2 protein-coding genes and 1 pseudogene are annotated in these 22,779 nt (G+C 70.5%); all 3 read left to right on the top strand.

Annotated features, from left to right (window positions below):
- Window positions 1-31 precede the first annotated feature (31 nt).
- The 3 genes and pseudogenes from AOM46_RS36055 to AOM46_RS12095 all read left to right on the top strand — a co-directional run bounded on the left by AOM46_RS36055 (window position 32) and on the right by AOM46_RS12095 (window position 22,702).
- Window positions 32-5,953 (top strand): annotated as a pseudogene (locus AOM46_RS36055) (condensation domain-containing protein).
- Window positions 5,954-6,110: 157 nt separating this feature from the next.
- A complete protein-coding gene (locus tag AOM46_RS36050; protein ID WP_370592704.1) occupies window positions 6,111-7,721 on the top strand; it encodes a phosphopantetheine-binding protein in 1,611 nt (536 codons plus the stop codon).
- Window positions 7,718-22,702, top strand: a complete 14,985-nt coding sequence (locus AOM46_RS12095) for a non-ribosomal peptide synthetase (RefSeq protein ID WP_062209689.1) — start codon at window positions 7,718-7,720, stop codon at window positions 22,700-22,702. The genes AOM46_RS36050 and AOM46_RS12095 overlap by 4 nt, the downstream gene beginning before the upstream one ends.
- Window positions 22,703-22,779: the final 77 nt, after the last annotated feature.

The following is a 22,779-nucleotide window of genomic DNA, read 5'->3' as shown; positions in this document are numbered from 1 at the left end:
TTGCGTTCCGTTTCTTGCGCCAGATCTCCCGATGCGATTGAGGACTATCACCGTGCTTGAGTACAAGGAAGATCGACTTCCCTTGACGGCCGCTCAGTCCGGGATCTGGTTCGCCCAGAAGCTGGACCCCGAGAACCCGATCTACAGCGCGGGTGAGTATCTGGAGATCCATGGCGCCGTCGATACGGTGCTCTTCGAGTCGGCCCTCAGACAGACGGTGGCCGAGGCGGAGGCGCTGCGGGTCGTGCTGTCGGAGGAGGACGGCCGGCTCTGGCAGACGGTGCGGCTCGACGCGTGGGAGCCGCACATCGCGGACCTGCGCGGGGAGCGGGATCCGAGGGCGGCGGCCGAGGCGTGGATGCGGGCTGATCTGGCGGTTCCCGTGGACCCGATGCGCGACCCGCTCTTCAGGTTCGCGCTCTTCCAGGAGGCCGACGACCGGTTCCTGTGGTTCTACCGCTACCACCATGTGGTCGTCGACGGCTACACCGTGGCGATGGTCGCGCGGCGCGTCGCCGACGTGTACTCGGCGCTGGTCGCCGGCGAGCCGACGGGGAAGAGTCCCTTCGCGCCGCTGCGTGAACTCGTCGCCGACGACGCGGCGTACCGGGCGTCCGAGCAGTTCGCGGACGACCGGCGTTTCTGGGCCGAGCGGCTGTCCGGGGTCCAGCCGCCGGTGAGCCTTTCCGGTAAGCAGCCGAGGATGGCCCGTGGCCTGGTCCGCAGGACCGAGATGCTTTCCGCCGAGCACACCGAGAGGCTGCGCGAGACGGCCCGTGCGGCCGGCGTGCCCTGGCCGGCGGCGCTCACCGCGATCACCGCCGCCTATCTCCAGCGCATCGGCGGCGGTGCCGAGGCGGTGCTCGGGATGCCCGTCACCACCCGGCTCGGCCGGACCCGCATGGCCGTGCCCGGCATGGTCTCCAATGTGCTGCCGCTACGGCTTCCCGTGAGCCCGCATGTCAGTGTCGCCCAGTTGATGCGGGATGTGGCGGGCGAGATGCGCGCGGTCCTCAAGCACCAGCGCTATCGGTACGAGGACCTGCGCAAGGACCTGGGCCTCCTCGACGACGACCAGCCTCTGGTCGGGCCGCAGGTGAACATCATGATGTTCGACTACGACCTGCGCTTCGGCGGCCATCGGGCGGCAGTTCACAACCTGTCGATCGGCCCGGCCGACGATCTGTCGATCGTGGTCTACCACCGCTCCGACGGCGCGGGGTTGCAGATCGACTTCGACGCCAACCCCGACCTCTACGGCGAACGTGAACTGGCCGGCCACCTCGCCAGGTTCGTCGACTTCCTGGGCCGGGTCGGTGACACCGACCCCGAGGGCCCGCTCGGCGCCATCGACATGGTGGGCGGCGAGGACCAGAGCGTGAACTCCCTGCCCACCTTGCCGGTGGGGGTGGGGGGTGGGGTGTCGTTGGGTGAGTTGTTTGCTGAGCGGGTGGTGCGGTCGCCTGGTGCGGTGGCTGTGGTGTGTGGTGATGAGTGGTTGTCGTATGGGGAGTTGGATGAGCGGTCTTCGGTGTTGGCTGGGGTGTTGGTGGGGTGTGGTGTGGGGCCTGAGGTGTTTGTTGGGGTGGCTTTGGAGCGGTCGGTTGGTGGTGGCGTTGTTGGCGGTGGTGAAGTCGGGTGGTGCGTATGTGCCGTTGGATCCGGGGTATCCGGCGGAGCGGTTGGCGTTTGTGGTGGGGGATGCGGGGCCGGCGTTGGTGGTGTCGTCGGTGGGTGTGTGGGCGGGGTTGGGTGTTGAGGTGCGGGGTGCGGTGTCGGAGGTGGTGTTTGTTGATGATCTTCCTGATGTTTCTGTTGGTGGTGTGGTGTTGCCTCGGGTGTGGGGGGATTCTCCGGCGTATGTGATTTATACGTCGGGTTCGACGGGGCGTCCTAAGGGTGTGGTGGTGTCGCATCGGAATGTGGTGCGGTTGTTTGAGTCGACTGGGTCGTGGTTTGGGTTTGGTGTGGATGATGTGTGGACGTTGTTTCATTCGTATGCGTTTGATTTTTCGGTTTGGGAGTTGTGGGGGGCGTTGTTGTCGGGTGGTCGGTTGGTTGTGGTGAGTCATGAGGTGAGTCGTTCGCCTGTTGAGTTTTTGGGGTTGTTGGTTCGTGAGGGTGTGACGGTGTTGAGTCAGACGCCGTCGGCGTTTTATCAGTTGATGCAGGCTGAGGCGGAGCTTGGTGGGTCTGGTGGGGTGGGGTTGGGGTTGCGGTGGGTGGTGTTTGGTGGTGAGGCGTTGGATGTTCGTCGTTTGGGTGGTTGGTTTGAGCGGCATGGTGGTGTGTCGCCGGTGTTGGTGAATATGTATGGGATTACTGAGACGACGGTGCATGTGACGTTTGCGCGGTTGGGTGTGGGGGGTGTTGCTTCGGGTGTGGGGAGTTTGATTGGTGAGGCGATTCCGGATCTTGGGGTTTATGTTTTGGATTCTTCGTTGCGGCCTGCGTTGGTGGGTGTTGTGGGTGAGTTGTATGTGTCGGGTGCTGGGTTGGCGCGGGGGTATTTGGGGCGGCCTGGTTTGTCGGCTGAGCGGTTTGTGGCTGATCCGTTTGGTGTTGCTGGTTCGCGGATGTATCGGACGGGGGATGTGGCGCGGTGGTTGGGGGATGGGGTGTTGGAGTATGTGGGGCGTTCGGATGATCAGGTGAAGGTGCGTGGTTTTCGGATTGAGTTGGGTGAGGTTGAGGCTGTGGTGGAGGGGGAGTTGTCGGTGGGGCAGGCGGCTGTGGTGGTGCGGGAGGATCGGCCGGGGGATCGGCGTTTGGTGGCGTATGTGGTGCCGGTGTCGGGTGGGTTGGTTGATGTGGGTGTGTTGAGGGCTGGGGTGGCTGGGGTGTTGCCGGATTACATGGTTCCTTCGGCGTTTGTGGTGTTGGATTCTTTGCCTTTGACGGCGAATGGGAAGTTGGATCGGCGGGCGTTGCCGGTTCCTGAGGTGGATCGGGTGGTGGGGGGTCGGGCTCCTGGGAGTCCGCAGGAGGAGATTCTGTGTGGGTTGTTCGCCGAGGTGTTGGGGTTGGAGAGCGTCGCGGCCGACGCGAACTTCTTCGACCTCGGCGGTCACTCGCTGCTCGCCACCAAGCTGGTCAGCAGGGTGCGGTCCGTTTTCGAGGTCGAGGTTCCGATCCGCAGCCTCTTCGAGGGCCCGACGCCGGCCGAGTTCGCCCGTCAGGTGCTGGTCGCCCGTACCTCCCGCAGCACCCTGCGGAAGACGGCGCGACCGGAGGAGATCCCGCTGTCCTATGCCCAGCGCCGGCTCTGGTTCATCAACCGCTACGACAACCAGAGTTCCACCTACAACATGCCCATCGCGGTCCGGCTCTCCGGCACGCTCGACCGGTCGGCCCTGCGGGCCGCCCTCGGCGATCTGGTGGCCAGGCACGAGACGTTGCGCACGGTCTTCCCCGAGATCGGCGGCGTGCCGAGGCAGCTCGTCGAGGACGTCGCGAACGCCACCCCCGAGCTGACCGTCTCCGAGGTCACCGAGGAGGGGCTGGCCGCGGCGATCGCCGAGCGGTCGCACCAGGGCTTCGATCTGGAGCATCTGCCGCCGCTGCGCGCCCACCTGTTCGCCATCGCGCCGGACGAGCATGTCCTGTTGCTGCTGCTCCACCACATCGCCGGCGACGGCTGGTCGATGGGCCCGCTCGCCGACGACGTGTGCACCGCCTACGCGGCTCGCTGCCGTGGCGGGGCCCCGCAGTGGTCGGCGCTGCCGGTGCAGTACGCGGACTACACCCTCTGGCAGCACGAGTCGCTGGGCGACGAGAACGACCCGGACAGCGCCATCTCCCGCCAGCTCGCCTACTGGGGTGAGCAACTGGCCGATCTGCCTGACCAGTTGGACATCCCAACGGACCGACAGCGGCCGGAGATGTCCACCTTCGAGGGCGGATCGATCATCTTCCGGATGGATCCGGACGTGCACGACGGTCTCACCGGGCTCGCCAGGGAGAACGGCGCCAGCCTGTTCATGGTGCTGCAGGCCGGACTCGCCACCCTGCTCAGCAGACTGGGCGCGGGCGACGACATCCCGATCGGCACGGCGATCGCCGGCCGCACCGACGAGGCGCTGACCGACCTGGTCGGCTTCTTCGTCAACACCCTGGTGCTGCGCACCGACACCTCGGGCAATCCGGACTTCAGGGAACTGCTGGCCCGGGTGCGCTCCACCGACCTGGCCGCCTACGCCCACCAGGACATGCCCTTCGAGCGCCTGGTCGAGATCCTCAACCCGGACCGGGCGACCAACCGCAACCCGCTGTTCCAGATCGCCATGGGCATGGAGAACAACGATCTGGACGAATGGGACCTGCCCGGCCTCAGGGCCACCCGCCAGCAGGTGGAGATGAAGGTCGCCCGGCTCGACCTGCTGTTCAGCTTCCGCGAACGGTACGACGACGACGGGGAGTCCGACGGCCTTTACGGCTTCATCGAATACAGCTCCGACCTCTTCGACCGCGACACCGTCGAGGGCCTGGCCCGGCGCCTGGAGCGCGTGCTGACCTCGGTCATCGCCGATCCCGGACGGCCCATCGATCGGATCGACATCCTGGAGCACGCCGAACAGCAACGGGTGCTCAAGGAGTGGAACGACACGGCGACCGAGGTGACCGGGGACACCGTGCCGCGGCTGTTCGCCGCACGGGTGGCGAAGACGCCCGACGCGCCGGCCGTGGAGTTCGAGAACACCGTGCTGAGCTATGCCCAGCTGGACGCGCGCGCGGACGAGTTGGCGCGCCGCCTGACCGCCCTCGGGGCGGGGCCGGAGCGCGTCGTGGCGCTCTCCCTGCCCCGCTCCGCCGAGCTGGTGATCGCGATACTCGCCATCTTCAAGGCGGGCGCCGCCTATCTGGCCGTGGACCCGGACCACCCGGCCGGACGCATCACCCACATGCTCCAGGACTCCGCCCCCGCGCTGCTGCTCACCGACACCGCGACGGTGGCCAGGCTCCCCGAGACCGAAGGGGTGCCGCAGCTGCTGCTGGACGACGCCTCGGCCCCGGCCGTGCCGGACGGAATCACCGTCGCCGGGCCGCCCGCACCCGAGAGTGCCGCCTATGTCATCTACACCTCGGGCTCCACCGGCCGCCCGAAGGGGGTGCTGGTCTCGCACGCGGGCGTCGCCAACCTCTCGGTGACCCAGGTCAGGGAGTTCGAGGTGGGCCCGGGCGCCAAGGTCCTCCAGTTCTTCTCGTCCAGCTTCGACGGGGCGTTCTGGGAGCTGTGCATGGGCCTGCTGTCCGGCGCCGCGCTGGTGATGGCCCCGGCCGAGCGGCTGCGCCCCGGCGCACCGTTGGCCGAGCTGATCGCCGAGCGCGGCATCACCCATGTGACGCTGCCGCCGGTGGCCCTCTCGGTCATGGCGCCCGACAGCCTGCCCTCCATCACCAACCTCGCGGTGGCCGGCGAGGCCAGCTCCCGCGAACTCGTCGCCCGATGGGCGGCCGGCCGTCGCATGATCAACGCCTATGGGCCGAGCGAGTCCACGGTCTGCGCCACGATGAGCGAGCCGCTGGCCGGCGAGCGGACCCCGCCGATCGGCCGTCCGATCGCCAACACCCGGGTGTACGTGCTGGACAGCGGTCTGCGTCCGGTCGCGCCCGGCGTCGTCGGCGAGCTGTATCTGGCGGGTGTGCATCTGGCCCGTGGCTATCTGGGCCGTCCCGACCTGACCGCGAGCCGGTTCTCCGCCGACCCGTTCGGCCCGCCCGGCTCCCGGATGTACCGCACAGGCGATCTGGCGCGCTGGCTGCCCGACGGGCAGCTGGACTTCGCCGGCCGCGCCGACGAGCAGGTCAAGCTGCGTGGTTTCCGGATCGAGTTGGGCGAGATCGAGTCCCTGCTCACCGGCCATCCCGAGGTGGCCCAGGCCGCCGTGCTGGCCCGCGAGGACCGGCCGGGCGAGCGCCAGCTCGTCGGCTATGTGGTGCCCGGCGGCGGTGAGGGCGACGGCCGCGACGAGGCCCGTGAGGAGACCCAGGTCGGCGACTGGCAGGCCATCTTCGAATCCGAGTACGGCGAATCGGGCCCCGCCGCGTTCGGCGAGAACTTCGACGGCTGGAACAGCAGCTACGACGGTGGGCCCATCCCGCTGACGGAGATGCGCGAATGGCGTGACGCCACCGTCGACCGGATCCTGTCTCTCAAGCCCCGGCGGGTGCTGGAACTCGGCGTCGGCAGCGGCCTGATCCTCGCCAGGGTCGCCCCCCGGGTGGATGCCTACTGGGGCACCGACTTCTCGGCCGAGGCCATCGGGAAGCTGAGCGCCCAGGTCGCCCGCGTCGCCGAGGTGCGCGACAAGGTGGAGCTGCGTACCAGCGCCGCCCATGAGACGGACGGGCTGCCCGAGGACTTCTTCGACCTGGTCGTGGTCAACTCCGTCGCCCAGTACTTCCCCGGCGCCGAGTACCTGGTGGACGTGATCCGCCAGGCGATGCGGCTCATCGTGCCGGGCGGCGCCGTCTTCCTCGGCGACCTGCGCAACCTCTCCTCGCAGCGGATCTTCCAGACCGCCATCAGGACCGGCGCCCAGGAAGTGCCGCGGAACACCGCGACGCTGCGCGGCAGCATCGAGCAGAGCGTCCAGCTGGAGAAGGAACTCCTGGTCGACCCCGAGCTCTTCCCCGCCCTGCGCGGCGTCGTCGACGAGCTGGCGGGCGTCGGCATCCACCTCAAGCGGGCCGTCCACCACAACGAGCTGAGCCGGCACCGCTACGACGTGGTGCTCCACAAGACCACCGCCGAGCGGGGAACGGCAGCGCCGCGCCCCGACGAAGACGCCCCGGGGCTGCGCTGGGGCACTGACGTCACCGACCCGGTCGCCCTCGTCGACCGCCTCACCGGGCACAGGCCCGCGCGGCTGCGCGTCAGCGGGGTGCCCAACGGCCGCTTGGCGCGGGAGATCGCCGCGGTCAGGGCCCTGGAAGCGGGCGAGACGATCGACGCGGTGCTCGCCGCCTACAACGGCGGACGGCCGCTCCCCGGCGATCTGGACCCGGAGGAGTTCCACGCGCTGGGCGCCCGCCTCGGCCTCCAGGTGGACATCACCTGGAACGCCGCCTCGGTCGAGGAGCTGGACGTCGTGTTCACCGACCCGGGGGCCGCGACACCGCTCGTGGAGCCCTATCTCCCCGGCGCCGAGCCGGGCGCCCCGCTCACCTCGTACACCAACGCGCCCGCCGCGTCCCGCGCGGTGAGCGGCCTGGTCCGCTCGCTCCGCACCTATCTGAGCGAGCACCTGCCCGCCTATATGGTGCCCGCCGCGCTCATCACCCTGGACGCGCTGCCCGTCACACCCAACGGAAAACTCGACCGGAAGGCGCTGCCCGCACCCGACTTCGGCACCGAGGCGGTCGGCAGGCCGCCCCGCACACCCGAGGAGAAGGTGCTGTGCGGGGTCTTCGCCGAAGTCCTCGGACTGGCGCAGGTCGGCGCCGACGGGAACTTCTTCGAGCTGGGTGGCGACAGCATCATCTCGATCCAACTGGTCAGCAGGGCCCGGGAGGCCGGGCTCGATATCACGGCGCAGGACGTCTTCGTCACCAAGACCGTCGAGGAGCTGGCCGCCGTCGCGCGCCACGTCGACGCGGCCGACCCTGCGCACACCGAAGCCGAAGAACGCGTGACCGGGGAATCCGTCGACCTCTCCCTGTCCGGTCTCTCCGGCACGGACCTCGACTTCCTCGACGACGACCTGGGGGCAGACGCATGAGCAAGTCCGACATCGAGGCAGTTCTGCCGCTGACGCCGCTGCAGGAGGGACTGCTCTTCCACGCCCTCTACGACGAGCAGGGGCCCGACCTCTACACCACACAGCTCTCCATCGACCTGCGTGGCACCCTGGACACCGCGACCCTGCGCACCGCGGCCGAGGCCGTGCTGCGCCGGCACGCCAACCTGCGGGTCGGGTTCCGGCACGAGAAGCTCGTCAAGCCGCTGCAGATCGTCCTCGGGACCGTGCGCCTGCCCTGGCAGGAGACCGACCTCACCGAGCTGGACGAGAGCGCGGCGCACGCCGAGGCGGCGCGCATCGCCGACGAGGAGCGCAACCACCGCTTCGACCTCTCCCGGCCGCCGCTGCTGCGCTTCGTGGTGCTGAGGCTCGCCCCCGACCTGCACCGGGTCATCCTGACCAACCACCACATCCTGTTGGACGGCTGGTCCATACCGCTGCTGATGCGTGAGCTGTTCACGCTGTACGCGTCCGGCGGCGACCTGTCCGTGCTGCCCCCCGTCACCCCGTACCGCAACTACCTCGCCTGGCTGGCCAAGCGCGACAAGCCGGCGGCCGAGGCCGCCTGGCGCGAGGCGCTCGACGGTCTTGATGGCCCGACGCTGCTCGGCCCCGCCGACCCGGGCCCGGCCACCGGCACCCCCGACCGGGTCCACGCCGACCTCTCCGAGGAGACCACGGCGGCGCTCTCCCAGCTCGCCCGCAGCCACGGGCTGACCGCCAACACCCTGGTGCAGGGCGCCTGGGCGGTGCTGCTCGGCCGGCTCACCGGACGCACCGACGTCACCTTCGGCGCGACGGTCTCCGGCCGCCCGCCGGAGATCCGGGGCGTCGAGAACATGGTGGGTCTCTTCCTCAACACGCTGCCCGTGCGCGTGGGGCTGCGGCCGGCGGAGTCGCTGATCGGCCTGGTCACCCGGCTGCGGGAGGAGCAGACCCGGCTGCTGCCGCACCACCACCTCGGCCTCTCCGATGTGCAGAACCTCGCGGGGCAGGGCGAACTCTTCGACACCCTCACCGTCTTCGAGAACTACCCGGTGGCCGAGGACGCCGCCGTCATCCCGGGCACCGACCTGCGGGTCGTCGGCACCAACGGCACCGACGCCAGCCACTACCCCCTCACCTTCTTCGCCATCCCCGGCAAACGGCTCCACCTGCGCCTGACCTACCGCCCCGACCTGTTCGACGGGGACCGGACGCGCGCCATGCTGGACCGGCTGGTGCAGGCCCTGACCACCCTCGTCGCCCAGCCGGAGCTGCCCGTCGCCCGGCTCGACCTGCTGGGCGCGGCCGAGCGCCACCGGCTGGTCGAGGAGTGGAACGACACCCGCACCGACGAGCCGAGGCTCGCCGGAGGCATCGAGCGGCGCTTCGCCGAGCAGGTCGGGGAGACCCCCGACGCCGTCGCCCTCGTCTCCGGCGACGAGGAGCTGACCTACGCCCAGCTGGACGCGCGCGCCAACCGTCTCGCGCATCGGTTGATCGGGCTCGGCGTCGCCGCCGAATCCCCGGTCGCCGTGCTCCAGGAGCGCTCCGCGGACCTGGTCGTCTCCACCCTCGCCGTGCTCAAGGCGGGCGGCGCCTATGTGCCGTTGGACGCACGGGCACCCCGTTCGCGTCTGGAGCGGGTGCTTGACGAGACCGGCGCCGTGGTGCTGCTCACCGACGCGTTCCTCGCGGACAAGGAGCTGACCCACGGGGCGCGGGTCGTCGTCGGCAGCGAGGACGACGGCACCCGGGACCTGCCGGACACCGCCCCCGACATCGTGGCGCACCCCGAACAGCTCGCCTACATCATGTACACGTCCGGATCCTCGGGTATCCCCAAGGGCACGGCCATCACCCATCGCGATGTGCTGGCCCTCGCCTATGACCGTTCCTTCCGCGGCGGCGCCCACGAGCGAGTGCTGGTGCACTCGCCGCAGGCCTTCGACGCCTCCACCTACGAGCTGTGGGTGCCGCTCCTCAACGGCGGCAGGACCGTCGTCGCCCCGCCAGGCGACCTCGACATCGCGACCCTGGAGCGGGTCGTCAAGGCGCACCGGGTCACGGGCCTGTGGATGACCGCCGGCCTCTTCCGGCTCACCGCCGAGGAGTCCCCCGGCTGCTTCGCCGACGTCCAGGAGGTATGGACGGGTGGCGACGTCGTCCCCGCCGAGGCCGTGCGCCGGGTCATGGAGACCTGCCCGGGAACGATCGTGGTGGACGGCTACGGACCAACCGAGACCACCACCTTCGCCACCCGCCACCGCATCGAGTCCGTGCACGAGTTGCCGGCGCAGATCCCCATCGGGACCCCGCTGGACAACATGCGCGTCTACATCCTCGACGGCGGACTGCGTCCGGTGCCCGCCGGCGTCGCCGGAGAGCTGTACATCGCGGGCGAAGGTCTCGCCCGCGGCTATCTGGGCCGTCCCGGCATGACCGCCGAGCGGTTCGTCGCCGACCCCTACGGCCCCGCCGGTAGCCGCATGTACCGCGCTGGCGACCTGGTGCGCCACAACGCCGAAGGCTCGGTCGAGTTCATCGGCCGCGCCGACGACCAGGTGAAGGTGCGCGGCTTCCGGATCGAGCTGGGCGAGATCGAGGCGGTCATCGCCGCGCACGAGGCCGTCGCCCAGGCCGCCGTCGTCGTCCGCGAGGACCGCCCGGGCGACAAGCGGCTTGTCGCCTATGTGACCCCGGGTGCGGGACAGTCGGTCGACACCGGCGAACTGCGCGACCAGGTCGCTGCCGCGCTCCCCGAGTACATGGTGCCGGCCGCGTTCGTCGAGTTGGACGTGCTGCCGCTGACCCCCAACGGCAAGCTCGACCGCAGGGCCCTGCCCGCTCCCGACTTCGCTCTGGAGGCCGTGGGACGCACCGCGCGTACCCCCCAGGAAGAGATCCTGTGCAGCCTGTTCGTCGAGGTCCTTGGCGTCCCCGCCGTCGGCATCGACGACAACTTCTTCGACCTGGGCGGCCACTCACTGCTGGCCACCCGCCTGGTCAGCCGGGTGCGTTCGGTCTTCGGCACCGAGTTGCAGATCCGCACCGTCTTCGAGGAGCCCACCGTCGCCGGCCTCGCCGCGCGGATGAACGAGGCGAAGAGCGACGCCCCGAGCACCCGGGCCGCCCTCGAACCGATGGAGCGGCCCGAGTTGATCCCGCTCTCCTTCTCGCAGCGCCGGCTCTGGTTCATCAACCGGTTCGACGGCCAGAGCGCCACCTACAACATGCCGCTGGCCATGCGGCTCACCGGCGATCTGGACCGCGCCGCGCTCCAGGCGGCCCTGGTGGACCTGGTGACCCGGCACGAGAGCCTGCGCACGATCTTCCCCGAGGCCGACGGCGTCCCGCACCAGGTCGTGCTGGACCCGGTCGCGGCCCGGCCCGTGGTCGACGTCATCGACACCACGGAGGAGCAGCTTCAGGAGGTGCTGTCCCAGGCCGTCCAGCGCGGCATGGACCTCACCACCGAACCGCCGCTGCACGTCTACCTGTTCGCGCTCGCGCCGCAGGAGCACGTCCTGCTGCTCTCGCTGCACCACATCGCCGGCGACGGTTGGTCGATGGCGCCGCTCGCCCACGACTTCACCTCCGCCTACGCGGCGAGGCGCGCCGGCGGGGCGCCGGAGTGGACGCCGCTGCCGGTGCAGTACGCGGACTACGCCCTGTGGCAGCAGCGGGTGTTGGGTTCCGAGGACGATCCGGAGAGCCCGATCTCCCAGCAGCTCGCCTACTGGAAGGAACACCTGGCCGATCTCCCCGAGGAGCTGAGCCTCCCCACGGACCGACCCCGCCCCGCCGAGTCCACCTACCGCGGCGAGATGTACTACTTCCGGTTCAGCCCCGAGCTGCACGGCAAGATCATCGCGGTGGCCCGGGAGAACCAGGCCAGCCTCTACATGGTGCTGCAGGCCGGACTCGCCGCGCTGCTCAGCAAGTTGGGCGCCGGGGACGACATCCCGGTCGGCAGCATCATCGCCGGCCGCACCGACGACGCGGTCGACGAACTCGTCGGTTTCTTCGTCAACATGCTGGTGCTGCGCACCGACACCTCGGGCGACCCCACCTTCCGCGAGCTGGTCGGCCGGGTGCGGGACGCCGGTCTCGCCGCCTACGCGCACCAGGACGTGCCGTTCGAGCGCCTGGTCGAGGTGGTCAACCCGGCCCGTTCGCTCTCCAGGCACCCGCTCTTCCAGGTGGCGCTCAACGTCCAGAACGTCGCCGGCTACTCGGTCGAACTCCCCGGGCTGAGCATCGCCCCCGAACGGGTCGGCCTCGGCACCTCGCGGTTCGACCTGTCCTTCGGCTTCGCCGAGGAGCGGGACGAGAACGGTGCGCCCGCAGGGCTCCGGGGCGATCTGGAGTTCAGCCTCGACCTCTTCGACCTGGAGACCGTCCAGGAGCTGGTGAACCGGCTCGAACGCCTGTTGGAGCAGGCGGTGGTGGGTCCGAGGCGTCGGGTGGGTGAGTTGGATGTGTTGGGGGTGGGTGAGCGTGAGCGGGTGTTGGAGGGGTGGAATGACACGCGGGTTGTGGGTGTGGCGGGTTCGGTGGTGGGGCGGTTCGAGGAGTGGGTGGGGTTGGTTCCTGGGCGGGTGGCGGTGGTGTGTGGTGATGTGGAGTTGTCGTATGGGGAGTTGAATGCGCGGGTTAATCGGGTGGCGCGGTTGTTGGTGGAGCGTGGGGTTGGTCCTGATCGGCGGGTGGCGGTGGTGTTGCCGCGGTCGGTTGATCTGGTGGTGGTGTTGTTGGCGGTGTTGAAGTCGGGTGGTGCGTATGTGCCGGTGGATCCGGAGTATCCGCGGGAGCGTATTGGTTATGTGTTGGAGGATGCGGAGCCGGTTTTGGTGGTGACGGATGTGGTGGGGCGTTCGGTGGTCGAGGGTGTTGGTGTTCCGTTGTTGTTGCTTGATGACGCGGGGACGGTTGAGGATCTTGCTTCGCGGGGGGATGGGAATCTCGGGGTTGGTGAGTTGTTGCGTCCGGTGTGTTCGGCGGATGTGGCGTATGTGATTTATACGTCGGGTTCGACGGGGCGTCCTAAGGGTGTGGTGGTGCCTCGGGGTGGTTTGGATAATTTCTTGGCCGGGATGGGTGGGTTGTTTGGTTTGGGTGGTTCGGATCGTTTGTTGGCGGTGACGACGGTGGCGTTTGATATTGCGGGGTTGGAGTTGTATTTGCCGTTGGTTTCTGGTGCGGGTGTGGTGTTGGCGTCGCGGGATGTGGTGGTTGATCCGGGGGCGTTGGTGGGGTTGGTGGTGTCGTCGGGTGTGACGTTGTTGCAGGCGACGCCGTCGTTGTGGCAGGCGTTGGTGGCGCATGTGCCTGAGGGGGTGCGTGGGTTGCGGATGTTGGTGGGTGGTGAGGCGTTGCCTGGTGTGTTGGGTGAGGCGATGCGGGGGTTGGGTTCTGAGGTGGTGAATTTGTATGGGCCGACGGAGACGACGATTTGGTCGACTGCGGCGGTGTTGGGTGATCGGGTTGGTGCGCCTTCGGTTGGTTCGCCGATTCGTAATACGCGGGTGTATGTGTTGGATGGTGGGTTGCGTCCGGTGGCGGTGGGTGTTGCGGGTGAGTTGTATATTGCGGGTGATGGGTTGGCGCGGGGGTATTGGGGTCGTCCTGGTTTGACGGCTGAGCGGTTTGTGGCTGATCCGTTTGGTGTTTCTGGTTCGCGGATGTATCGCACGGGTGATGTGGTGCGGTGGGGTGCGGATGGGCAGTTGGATTTTGTGGGTCGGGTTGATCATCAGGTGAAGGTTCGGGGTTTCCGGATCGAGTTGGGTGAGATCGAGTCGGTGTTGTCGGGGCATGTCTCGGTGGCGCAGGTTTCGGTGGTGGTGCGGGAGGATCGTCCGGGCGACAAACGCCTGGTGGCCTATGTGGTCCCCCGTCCGGGGCAGCGGCCGATCGCCGCCGAGCTGCGGTCCCATATCGCGGGCCTGCTCCCCGACTACATGATCCCGGCCGCCTTTGTGGTGTTGGACGCCCTGCCTCTGACGCCGAACGGCAAGCTCGATCGCAAGGCGCTTCCGGTTCCCGATCTGGGGCCTGCCGAGGCGAGCAGGGAGCCGAGGAACGAGGTGGAGCGCGCGTTGTGTGCGCTCTTCGCCGAGGTGCTTGGTCTGGAGTCGGTGGGTATCGACGACAGTTTCTTCGAACTGGGTGGCCATTCGCTGTTGGCGACGCGGCTGATGAGTCGGATTCGTTCGGTGCTGGGCGCGGAGTTGGCGATTCGGGCGATCTTCGAGGTCCCGACGGTGGCCGGTCTTGCCGAACGGCTGGCGCTCACCACCGGCCAGGCCAGGGAGGCGCTGGCGCCGGTGGAGCGGCCCGAGTTGATCCCGCTCTCCTTCTCGCAGCGCCGGCTCTGGTTCATCAACCGGTTCGACGGCCGGAGCGCCGCCTACAACCTGCCGATCGCGATGCGGCTCACCGGCGATCTCGATCGGTCGGCGCTCCAGGCGGCGCTGGGCGATCTGGTCGCGCGGCATGAGAGCCTTCGGACCGTCTTCCCCGACACCGACGGCATCCCCCACCAGATGGTGATCGACCCCACGCCCGCCACGCCGACGTTGCGGATCCGCGATGTCGAGGCGTCCGAACTGGACGCCCTGCTGGCGGAGGGCGCCGGGACCGGATACGACCTGTCGGTCGAACTGCCCCTGCGTGTCGATCTGTTCGCGTTGGGCGAGCGGGAGCATGTGCTGCTTCTGGTGCTGCACCACATCGCGGGTGACGGTTGGTCGATGGCGCCGCTCGCCCGTGATCTGGCCGACGCCTATGCGGCGCGCCGGGCCGGCGCGGCGCCGGAGTGGACGCCGCTGCCGGTGCAGTACGCCGACTACACCCTGTGGCAGCAGCGGGTGTTGGGTTCCGAGGACGATCCGGGCAGCCCGATCTCCCGGCAGATCGGCTACTGGACCGAGAACCTGGCCGATCTCCCCGAGGAGCTGAGCCTTCCCGCGGACCGTCCCCGACCTGCTGAGAGTTCGGGACGCAGTGGACGCGTGTCCTTCCGGTTGGACTCCGATCTCCACACGAAGGTGTTGGAGACGGCCCATGCCGGTGGGGCCAGCGTCTTCATGGTGCTGCAGGCCGGACTCGCGGCGCTGCTCAGCAGGTTGGGCGCCGGCGACGACATCCCGATCGGCACCGCGATCGCCGGCCGCACCGACGAGGCGCTGGACGATCTGGTCGGTTTCTTCGTCAACACCCTGGTGCTGCGTGCCGACACCTCGGGAAACCCGACCTTCGACGCGTTGCTGAGCCGGGTCCGGGAGAGCGACCTCAGCGCCTACGCGCACCAGGACGTGCCGTTCGAGCGCCTGGTCGAGGTCATCGACCCGGCGCGCTCCCTGGCCAGGCATCCCCTCTTCCAGGTGATGCTGACGCTGCAGAACACCGGCGGGGTATCGGCCGAGCTGCCGGGGCTGCGGCTCGACCAGTACCAGGTGGGCATCGAGGGCGCCAAGTTCGACCTCTCGTTCAGCTTCTTCGAGGCGTACGGGGAGGGCGGCGCCGCCGCCGGGATCGAGGGACATCTGGAGTTCGCCGTCGACCTGTTCGACCAGGACACGGCCACCGCCCTCGCCACCCGGCTCACCCGGTTGCTCACCGCGGCCCTCACCGAGACCGCCCGTCCGATCGGGAGCATCGATCTGCTCGACGAGGACGAACGCCGCGCGCTGCACCGGTGGAACGACACGGCCCTCGATGTACCCGAGGCCGCGGAGTCCGTGCCCAGCCGGTTCGCCGCCCAGGTGGCCAGGACGCCCGAGGCGGTGGCCGTCAGCGGCGGCTGGGGACGGCTGACCTACGCCGAACTCGACGCCCGCGCCGAGGCGTTGGCCCGCAGGCTGCTCGCCGCCGGGCTTTCCGCCGAGGGCCGGGTCGCGGTGCTCCAGCGCCGTTCGCCCGAGCTGGTCGTCTCCCTGCTGGCCGTGCTCAAGGCCGGTGGTGTCTATGTGCCGTTGGACGGCCGCGCGCCCTCGGCTCGCCTCGAACAGGTGGTCAGGGAGACCGGCGCGGTGGCCCTGCTCGCCGACGCCGAGTCGTGGACGGGACAGTTCGACTGCGCCGCCCAGGTGCTGCGCGTCGACGCGCCGGAGCCGGCGGCCGATGACCTCGCCGGCGCCGAGGCCGCCCGGCCGCTGCCCGACCTCTCGGCCGCCGGATCCCCTGACCGGCTGGCTTATATCATGTACACCTCAGGCTCAACCGGTGTGCCCAAGGGCGTCGCCGTCCGCCACCGTGACGTGCTGCACCTGGCCCACGACCGGGCCTTCCGGGGCGGCGCCCACGAACGGGTGCTGCTGCACTCGCCGCAGGCCTTCGACGCCTCCACCTACGAGCTGTGGGTGCCGCTGCTCTCCGGCGGCGAGGTCGTCGTGGCGCCGCCCGGCGATCTGGATGTGCCGGCGCTGGCCCGTACCATCGCCGAACACCGGGTCAGCGGCCTCTGGTTGACCGCCGGCCTCTTCCGGGTCCTCGCCGAGGAGGCCCCCGAAGCGCTCGCCGGCGTGCGCGAGGTGTGGACCGGCGGCGACGTGGTCCCGTCCGCCGCCGTCCGCCGCGTCAGGGACAGCTGCCCCGATCTGGTGGTCGTCGACGGCTACGGGCCGACCGAGACCACCACGTTCGCCTCCCACCATGTGCTGCGCCCCGACCGGCCGGTGCCGGACCTCGTCCCGATCGGGCGGCCGCTGGACAACATGCGGCTCCATGTCCTGGACGATGGGCTCGGCCGGCTTCCCGTCGGCTCGCCCGGCGAGCTGTATATCGCGGGCGCCGGGCTGGCCCGCGGCTACTGGCAGCGGCCGGGTGTCACCGCGGAGCGCTTTGTCGCCGACCCCTACGGCCCCGCGGGCTCCCGCATGTACCGCACCGGCGACCTGGTCCGCCGCGACCGCTCGGGGGACATCGTCTTCCTGGGCCGCGCCGACGACCAGGTGAAGGTCCGCGGCTTCCGCATCGAGCCGGGGGAGATCGAGTCGGTCGTCGCCCGGCATCCAGGGGTCGCCCAGGCCGCCGTCGTGGTGCGCCAGGACCGGCCGGGGGAGAAGCGCCTCGTCGGCTACGTGGTGCCGCGGCCAGGACAGCGGCCGCTCGCCACCGATCTGCGGTCCCATGTCGCCGACCTGCTCCCCGACTACATGGTTCCGGTCGCCTTCGTCGTGCTGGACGCGCTGCCGCTCACGGCCAACGGGAAGGTGGACCGCAGGGCGCTGCCCGCGCCCGACTTCGCCGCCGACCCGTCGGGACGTGCCCCGCGGACCCCGCGCGAGGAGGCCCTGTGCCGGCTCTTCGCCGAGGTGCTGGGCCTGGAGACGGTAGGCATCGACGACAGCTTCTTCGACCTGGGCGGGGACAGCATCATCTCCATCCAGTTGGTCAGCAGGGCCCGCAGGGACGGCCTCTCCCTCACCGCGCGGGACATCTTCCGGCACCGCACGGTCGAGGCGCTGGCCGCCGTGGCCACCGAGGTCGACGAGTCGGGCGAGACGGGAACGGTGCGTCCCGACAACGGTGTCGGGCCGGTGGCGCTCACCCCTGTCATGCACTGGCTGCGCCAACTGGGCGGCCCCATCGACGCGTTCAACCAGTCGATGCAGGTGCCCCTGCCCACCGGCAGCGACCCCGCGCAGCTGGCCGCCGCCGTCCAGACGCTGCTCGACCACCATGACGCGCTGCGGCTGACGCTCGTCAGGGACGAGGCGACGGACAGCTGGTCGCTGGAGGTCCGCCCGCGCGGCGCGGTGGACGCCGACGGCTGCGTCACCCGGGTGCGGGCGGCCGGCCTCGACGAGGCCGGGCTGCACGAGCTGGCCGTGGCGCAGCGCGAGGCGGCCAAGCACCGGCTCGACCCGGAGAGCGGCGTCATGCTCCAGGCCGTCCTCCTGGACGCGGGCCCCGAAGGGCCGAGCCAGCTGATCCTCGTCCTGCACCACCTGGTCGTGGACGGGGTGTCCTGGCGCATTCTGATGCCGGATCTCCAGGCCGCCTGGGAGGCGTTGGACGCGGGGCGTACGCCCGCGCTCGACCCGGTCGGCACCTCGTTCCGGCGCTGGTCCGAGCGGCTGACGGAGCTGGCGCACACCCAGGAGCTGGCGGCGGAACTGCCCCTGTGGCGGTCCGTACTCGAAGGGGCCGAGCCACCCTTCGCCGACCGGCCGCTCGACCGGACGCGCGATGTCGCCGCGACCGCGAGGGCGATACGGGTCAGCCTGCCGTTCGAACTGTCGGCGAAGCTGCTGTCCGCCGTTCCTTCGGCATTCCGCGCCGGACCCAACGACGTGCTGCTCACCGGTCTCGCGCTCGCCGTGGCCCGGTGGCGGGAGCGGCGCGGTACCGCCGCCGACCGGCTGCTCGTCACGGTGGAGGGCCACGGCCGTGCGGAGGCCGTCGACGGTGTCGACCTGTCCCGCACGGTCGGCTGGTTCACCAGCATGCACCCGGTGCGGCTCGACCTCGGCGGGCTCGACCTGGCCGCGGCGCGCGGCGGCGGACGGGCCGCCGGCGACGCGTTGAAGCGGGTCAAGGAGCAGCTGCGCGCCGCGCCCGACCACGGGCTCGGCTACGGGCTGCTGCGCCATCTCAACCCGGAGACCGGCGCCGCACTGGCGGACCTCGCCGAACCGGAGATCGCCTTCAACTACCTCGGCCGTTTCCCGCTCGACCTGGCGGCCCCGCTTGACGGCGGCCGCACGGTCGTGGAGTCGGCCGAAGGCGCGGCGGGCGGCAGTGGACCCGATATGCCGCTGGCCCACCTGCTGGAGATCAACGTCCTTGCCGAGGACTACGCCCAGGGGCCGCGGCTGGTGGCCACCCTCACCTGGCCTGGCGAACTGCTCTCCGAGCCGGACGTGCGGGAGTTGGGCGAGGCGTGGGCGGAGAGCCTGGAGGCGGTCGCCACGCATGCCGCGCAGCCGGGCGCCGGCGGCCGCACCCCCTCGGACCTGCCGCTGGTCCCGCTCTCCCAGGGCGAGGTCGAACGGCTTGAGGAGGCGTGGCCGGAGCTGGCCGACGTGCTCCCCCTCGCCCCGCTCCAGGAGGGGCTGCTCTACCACGCCCTATACGACGAGGGCGACACCGATCACTACACGGTCCAACTCACCCTCGATCTGCACGGCGCCGTCGACGCGGCGGCCCTGCGGACCGCGGCCGGTACGCTGCTGCGCCGCCACCCCAACCTCACCGCCGCGTTTTCCGGCGAGGGACTGGGGCGGCCGGTGCAGATCGTGCCCGCCGAGGCCGAACCGGCCTGGTACGAAGCGGACTTCAGCGGGCTCGCGCCGGAGGAGGCCGAGCGGGAGGTCGCCCTGTTCATGGCGCGGGACCGGGCCCACAGGTTCGACCTCGCGAAGCCCCCGCTGCTGCGGTTCGCCCTGATCCGCACGGCCGCCGACCGCTACCGCTTCGTCCTGACCAACCACCACATCCTGATGGACGGCTGGTCCGTGCCCGTGCTGATGGGCGAACTCGCCGCACTGTACGCCGGGGGCGGCGGTGCCGCCGAACACCACGTTCTGCCCAGGCCGACCCCCTACCGCGCCTATCTGGAGTGGCTGGCCGAGCAGGACGGCGACGTGGCGCGGGGCGCCTGGCGCGAGGTGCTGGCCGGACTCGACGAGCCGACCCTGTTGGGCCAGCCCGTCGCACCCGGTCGGGAGGCGCCGGCGCGGGAGCTGTCGGTCGAGCTGACCGAAGAGCTGACGGCGGCCCTCACGGCGGCGGCGCGCGGCCTCGGGGTGACTCTCAACACCGTGGTGCAGGGCGTCTGGGCCGTGCTCCTCGGCAGGCTGACCGGCCGGCAGGACGTGGTGTTCGGCGGCACCGTCGCCGGTCGCCCGCCGGAGATCCCGGGCATCGAGAGCATGGTCGGCCTCTTCATCAACACCCTTCCGGTACGGGTCCGGCTGGACCCGGCCGCGACGCTGGCCGATCTCCTCGGCGCCCTCCAGGACCAGCAGGCGGGCCTGATCGCCCACCAGTGGCTCGGCCTGGCCGAGGTACAGCGACTGGCCGGCCTCGGGGAACTCTTCGACACCGTGACGGTGTTCGAGAACTACCCGGCCGAGCCCGAATCGCTGCCGGTCGCCGACCGCGAGGTCGGTATCGCCGGCACCGGAACGCGGGACGGCACGCACTACCCGCTGAGCGTCTCCGCGATGATGTCCGGGACCCGGCTGCGCCTCAAGCTCGGCTACCGCCCCGACGCGCTGCCCGCCGGCCTCGCCGACGAGCTGCCGCCGCGGCTGCTCGCGCTCTTCGAGGCCGTCGTGGCCCGTCCCGAACTGCCGCTGGCCGCCTGGGACGTCCTCAACGAGCGGGAGCGCAAGCAGTTCGCCGACGCCAGGGAGAGCGGCGCGCGGCAGGTCGAACCCGCCGCGCTCGCGGCGCTCTTCGAGGCCCGGGTGGCGTCGGCCCGACTGGCACCGGCGCTGGACTTCGACGGAACCGTGCTCTCGTACGGTGAACTCGACGCCCGCGCCAACCGCCTCGCCAGGCGACTGCGCACCGAGGGCGCGGCCCCCGAGCGGTTTGTCGCCCTGGCACTGCCCCGCGGCGCCGACATGGTCGTCGCACTGCTCGCGGTGGCCAAGACCGGGGCCGCCTATGTGCCGGTGGACCCGGAGTACCCGGCCGAGCGGGTCGCGTTCATGCTCGACGACGCGCGCCCGGCGCTGCTGGTGACCTCGATGGCCTACGCGGAGGGGCTGCCCGGCGGCTCGTTCCCCCGGCTCGTCCTGGACGAGCCGGCGACGGCCGCGGAGCTGGGCGCCCTCTCCGGGGACGGCCTGTCCGCGGACGAACGCGGCGATGTGTCGTTGGACTCGCCCGCCTATGTCATCTACACCTCGGGTTCGACCGGCCGCCCCAAGGGCGTCATGGTCACCCACAACGGCGTGGCCGCCCTCGCCGCCGGGCTCCAGGAGCGGGTGCAGGCGCGCCCCGGCAGCAGGGTGCTGCAGTTCGCCACGCCGAGCTTCGACGCCGCCGTGCTGGAGCTGACCCTTTCGCTGCTGGCCGGTGCGACGCTGGTCGTACCGCCCGACGGGCCGCTGGCGGGCGAGACGCTGGTCGAGGTGCTGGCCGAACACGCCATCACCCACGCCTCGTTGCCGCCCGCCGCGCTGGCCGGCGCGCCCGAGGCGGAGCTGCCCGCACTGCGCGGCGTGGTCATCGGCGGCGATGTCTGCCCGGCCGACCTGGTGGCCACCTGGTCGCGGGACCGGCTGCTGATCAACGCCTACGGCCCGACCGAGGCCACCGTCGCCGCGACCGCCACCTGGCCGCTGTCCGGCGCCCAGGCGCCGCCCATCGGTCTGCCGCTCCCCGACACCTCCCTGTATGTGCTGGGCCCCGAGCTGCGCCCGGTGCCGGCGGGCGCGGTCGGCGAGCTGTATGTCTCGGGCCCAGGACTGGCCAGGGGCTACTGGAACCGGCCAGGACTGACCGGCGAGCGGTTCGTCGCCGACCCCCATGGCCCGGCCGGCTCCCGCATGTACCGCACCGGTGACCTGGTGCGTTGGGCGGAGGACGGCCAGCTGCGGTACGTCGGCCGGGCCGACGGACAGGTCAAGATCCGCGGGTTCCGCATCGAACTCGGCGAGATCGAGGCCGCGTTCACCGCCCTGCCGGAGGTCGCGCGGGCCGCCGCCGTCGCCAGGGACGACGAGCAGGGAAGGAAGCGGTTGGTCGCCTATGTGGTGGCCGAGGCCGGCACCGAAGCGGAACTCGACACCGCCACGCTGCGCGGACGGGTGGCGGCCACGCTGCCCGGCCACATGGTGCCCACGGCGGTGGTGGCGCTGGACGAACTGCCCCTGATGCCGAACGGGAAGCTGGACCGGCGGGCGCTGCCGGAGCCCGAGTCGGCGACCACCACCGACGGCGGGGCGCCGCGCACCCCCACCGAGGAGGTGCTGTGCGGGCTCTTCGCCGAGGTGCTGGGCCTGGAGCGGGTCGGTGCCGAGGACGGCTTCTTCGACCTCGGCGGTGACTCGCTGATGGCCACCAGGCTGATCGGCAGGGTCCGTTCGACGCTGGGCGCGAAGGTCAGCATCAGGGCGCTGATGGAGGCGCCGAGCGTGCGGGCGTTCGCCGGCCGGCTCGGCGACGGCGACGACCAGGACCCGCTGGACGTGCTGCTGCCGCTGCGCCCGCACGGTTCCCGGCCGCCGCTGTTCTGCGTCCACCCGGGCGCCGGCATCGGCTGGACCTACTCGGGGCTGCTGCGCCACCTGCCATCGGACCAGCCGGTATACGCGCTACAGGCCCGTGGCCTCGCCCGGCAGGACGATCAACTTCCCGGGAGTATGCGGGAGTTGGCCGATGACTATCTGGCGCAGATCCGTTCGGTGCAGCCGTCGGGCCCGTACCACCTGCTCGGCTGGTCGCTGGGTGGGATCGTCTCCCATCTGATCGCCACCGCGCTCCAGGAGGCCGGCGAGGAGGTGAGGCTGCTCGCGATGCTCGACGTGTACCCGGTCCAGGCGGACGAGCAGGACCGCCGGGAGGAGCCGGTCGAGCCTGTCGCCGAGGAGCAGGACCCCGAGTCCAGGAAGCAGGACGTGCTCGCCGCCCTGCTCCAGTTCCTGGGCCTGGACGCCGCCGAGTTGGGCGACGAACCGCTCACCTACAACTCCGTCATGGCGCTGCTGCAGCGAGGGGACAGCGCCCTCGCCGGCCTGGAGGAGCGGCACATCGTGGCCCTCGCCGATGTGGGCGAGAACTTCGCCCGCATCCTTCCCGGGGTCTCCCTCGGCAGCTACGGGGGAGATGTGCATGTCTTCGTGGCCACACGCGGGAAGGACGATCCGGCGGCGCAGGCCCGCCAGTGGGAGGCGCATGTCAGGGGCCGGGTGGAGGAGTACCCGCTGGACTGCGAGCACGACCACATGACCCAGCCGGAGTCCCTGGAGCGGATCGGCGCGGTCCTGACCCGTGTGCTCCGCGCGGCCGACTGAAGGGCCCGGCGGTCGGACCGGCCGCCGGGACCTGACCACACCCGATCCACCCGATCCACCCGAACCACGCCTGGTGA

This window comes from Streptomyces sp. NBRC 109706 (assembly GCF_000974485.1).
Classification (GTDB): Bacteria; Actinomycetota; Actinomycetes; order Streptomycetales; family Streptomycetaceae; genus Streptomyces.
This window is presented reverse-complemented; position numbering and strand designations above follow the sequence as displayed.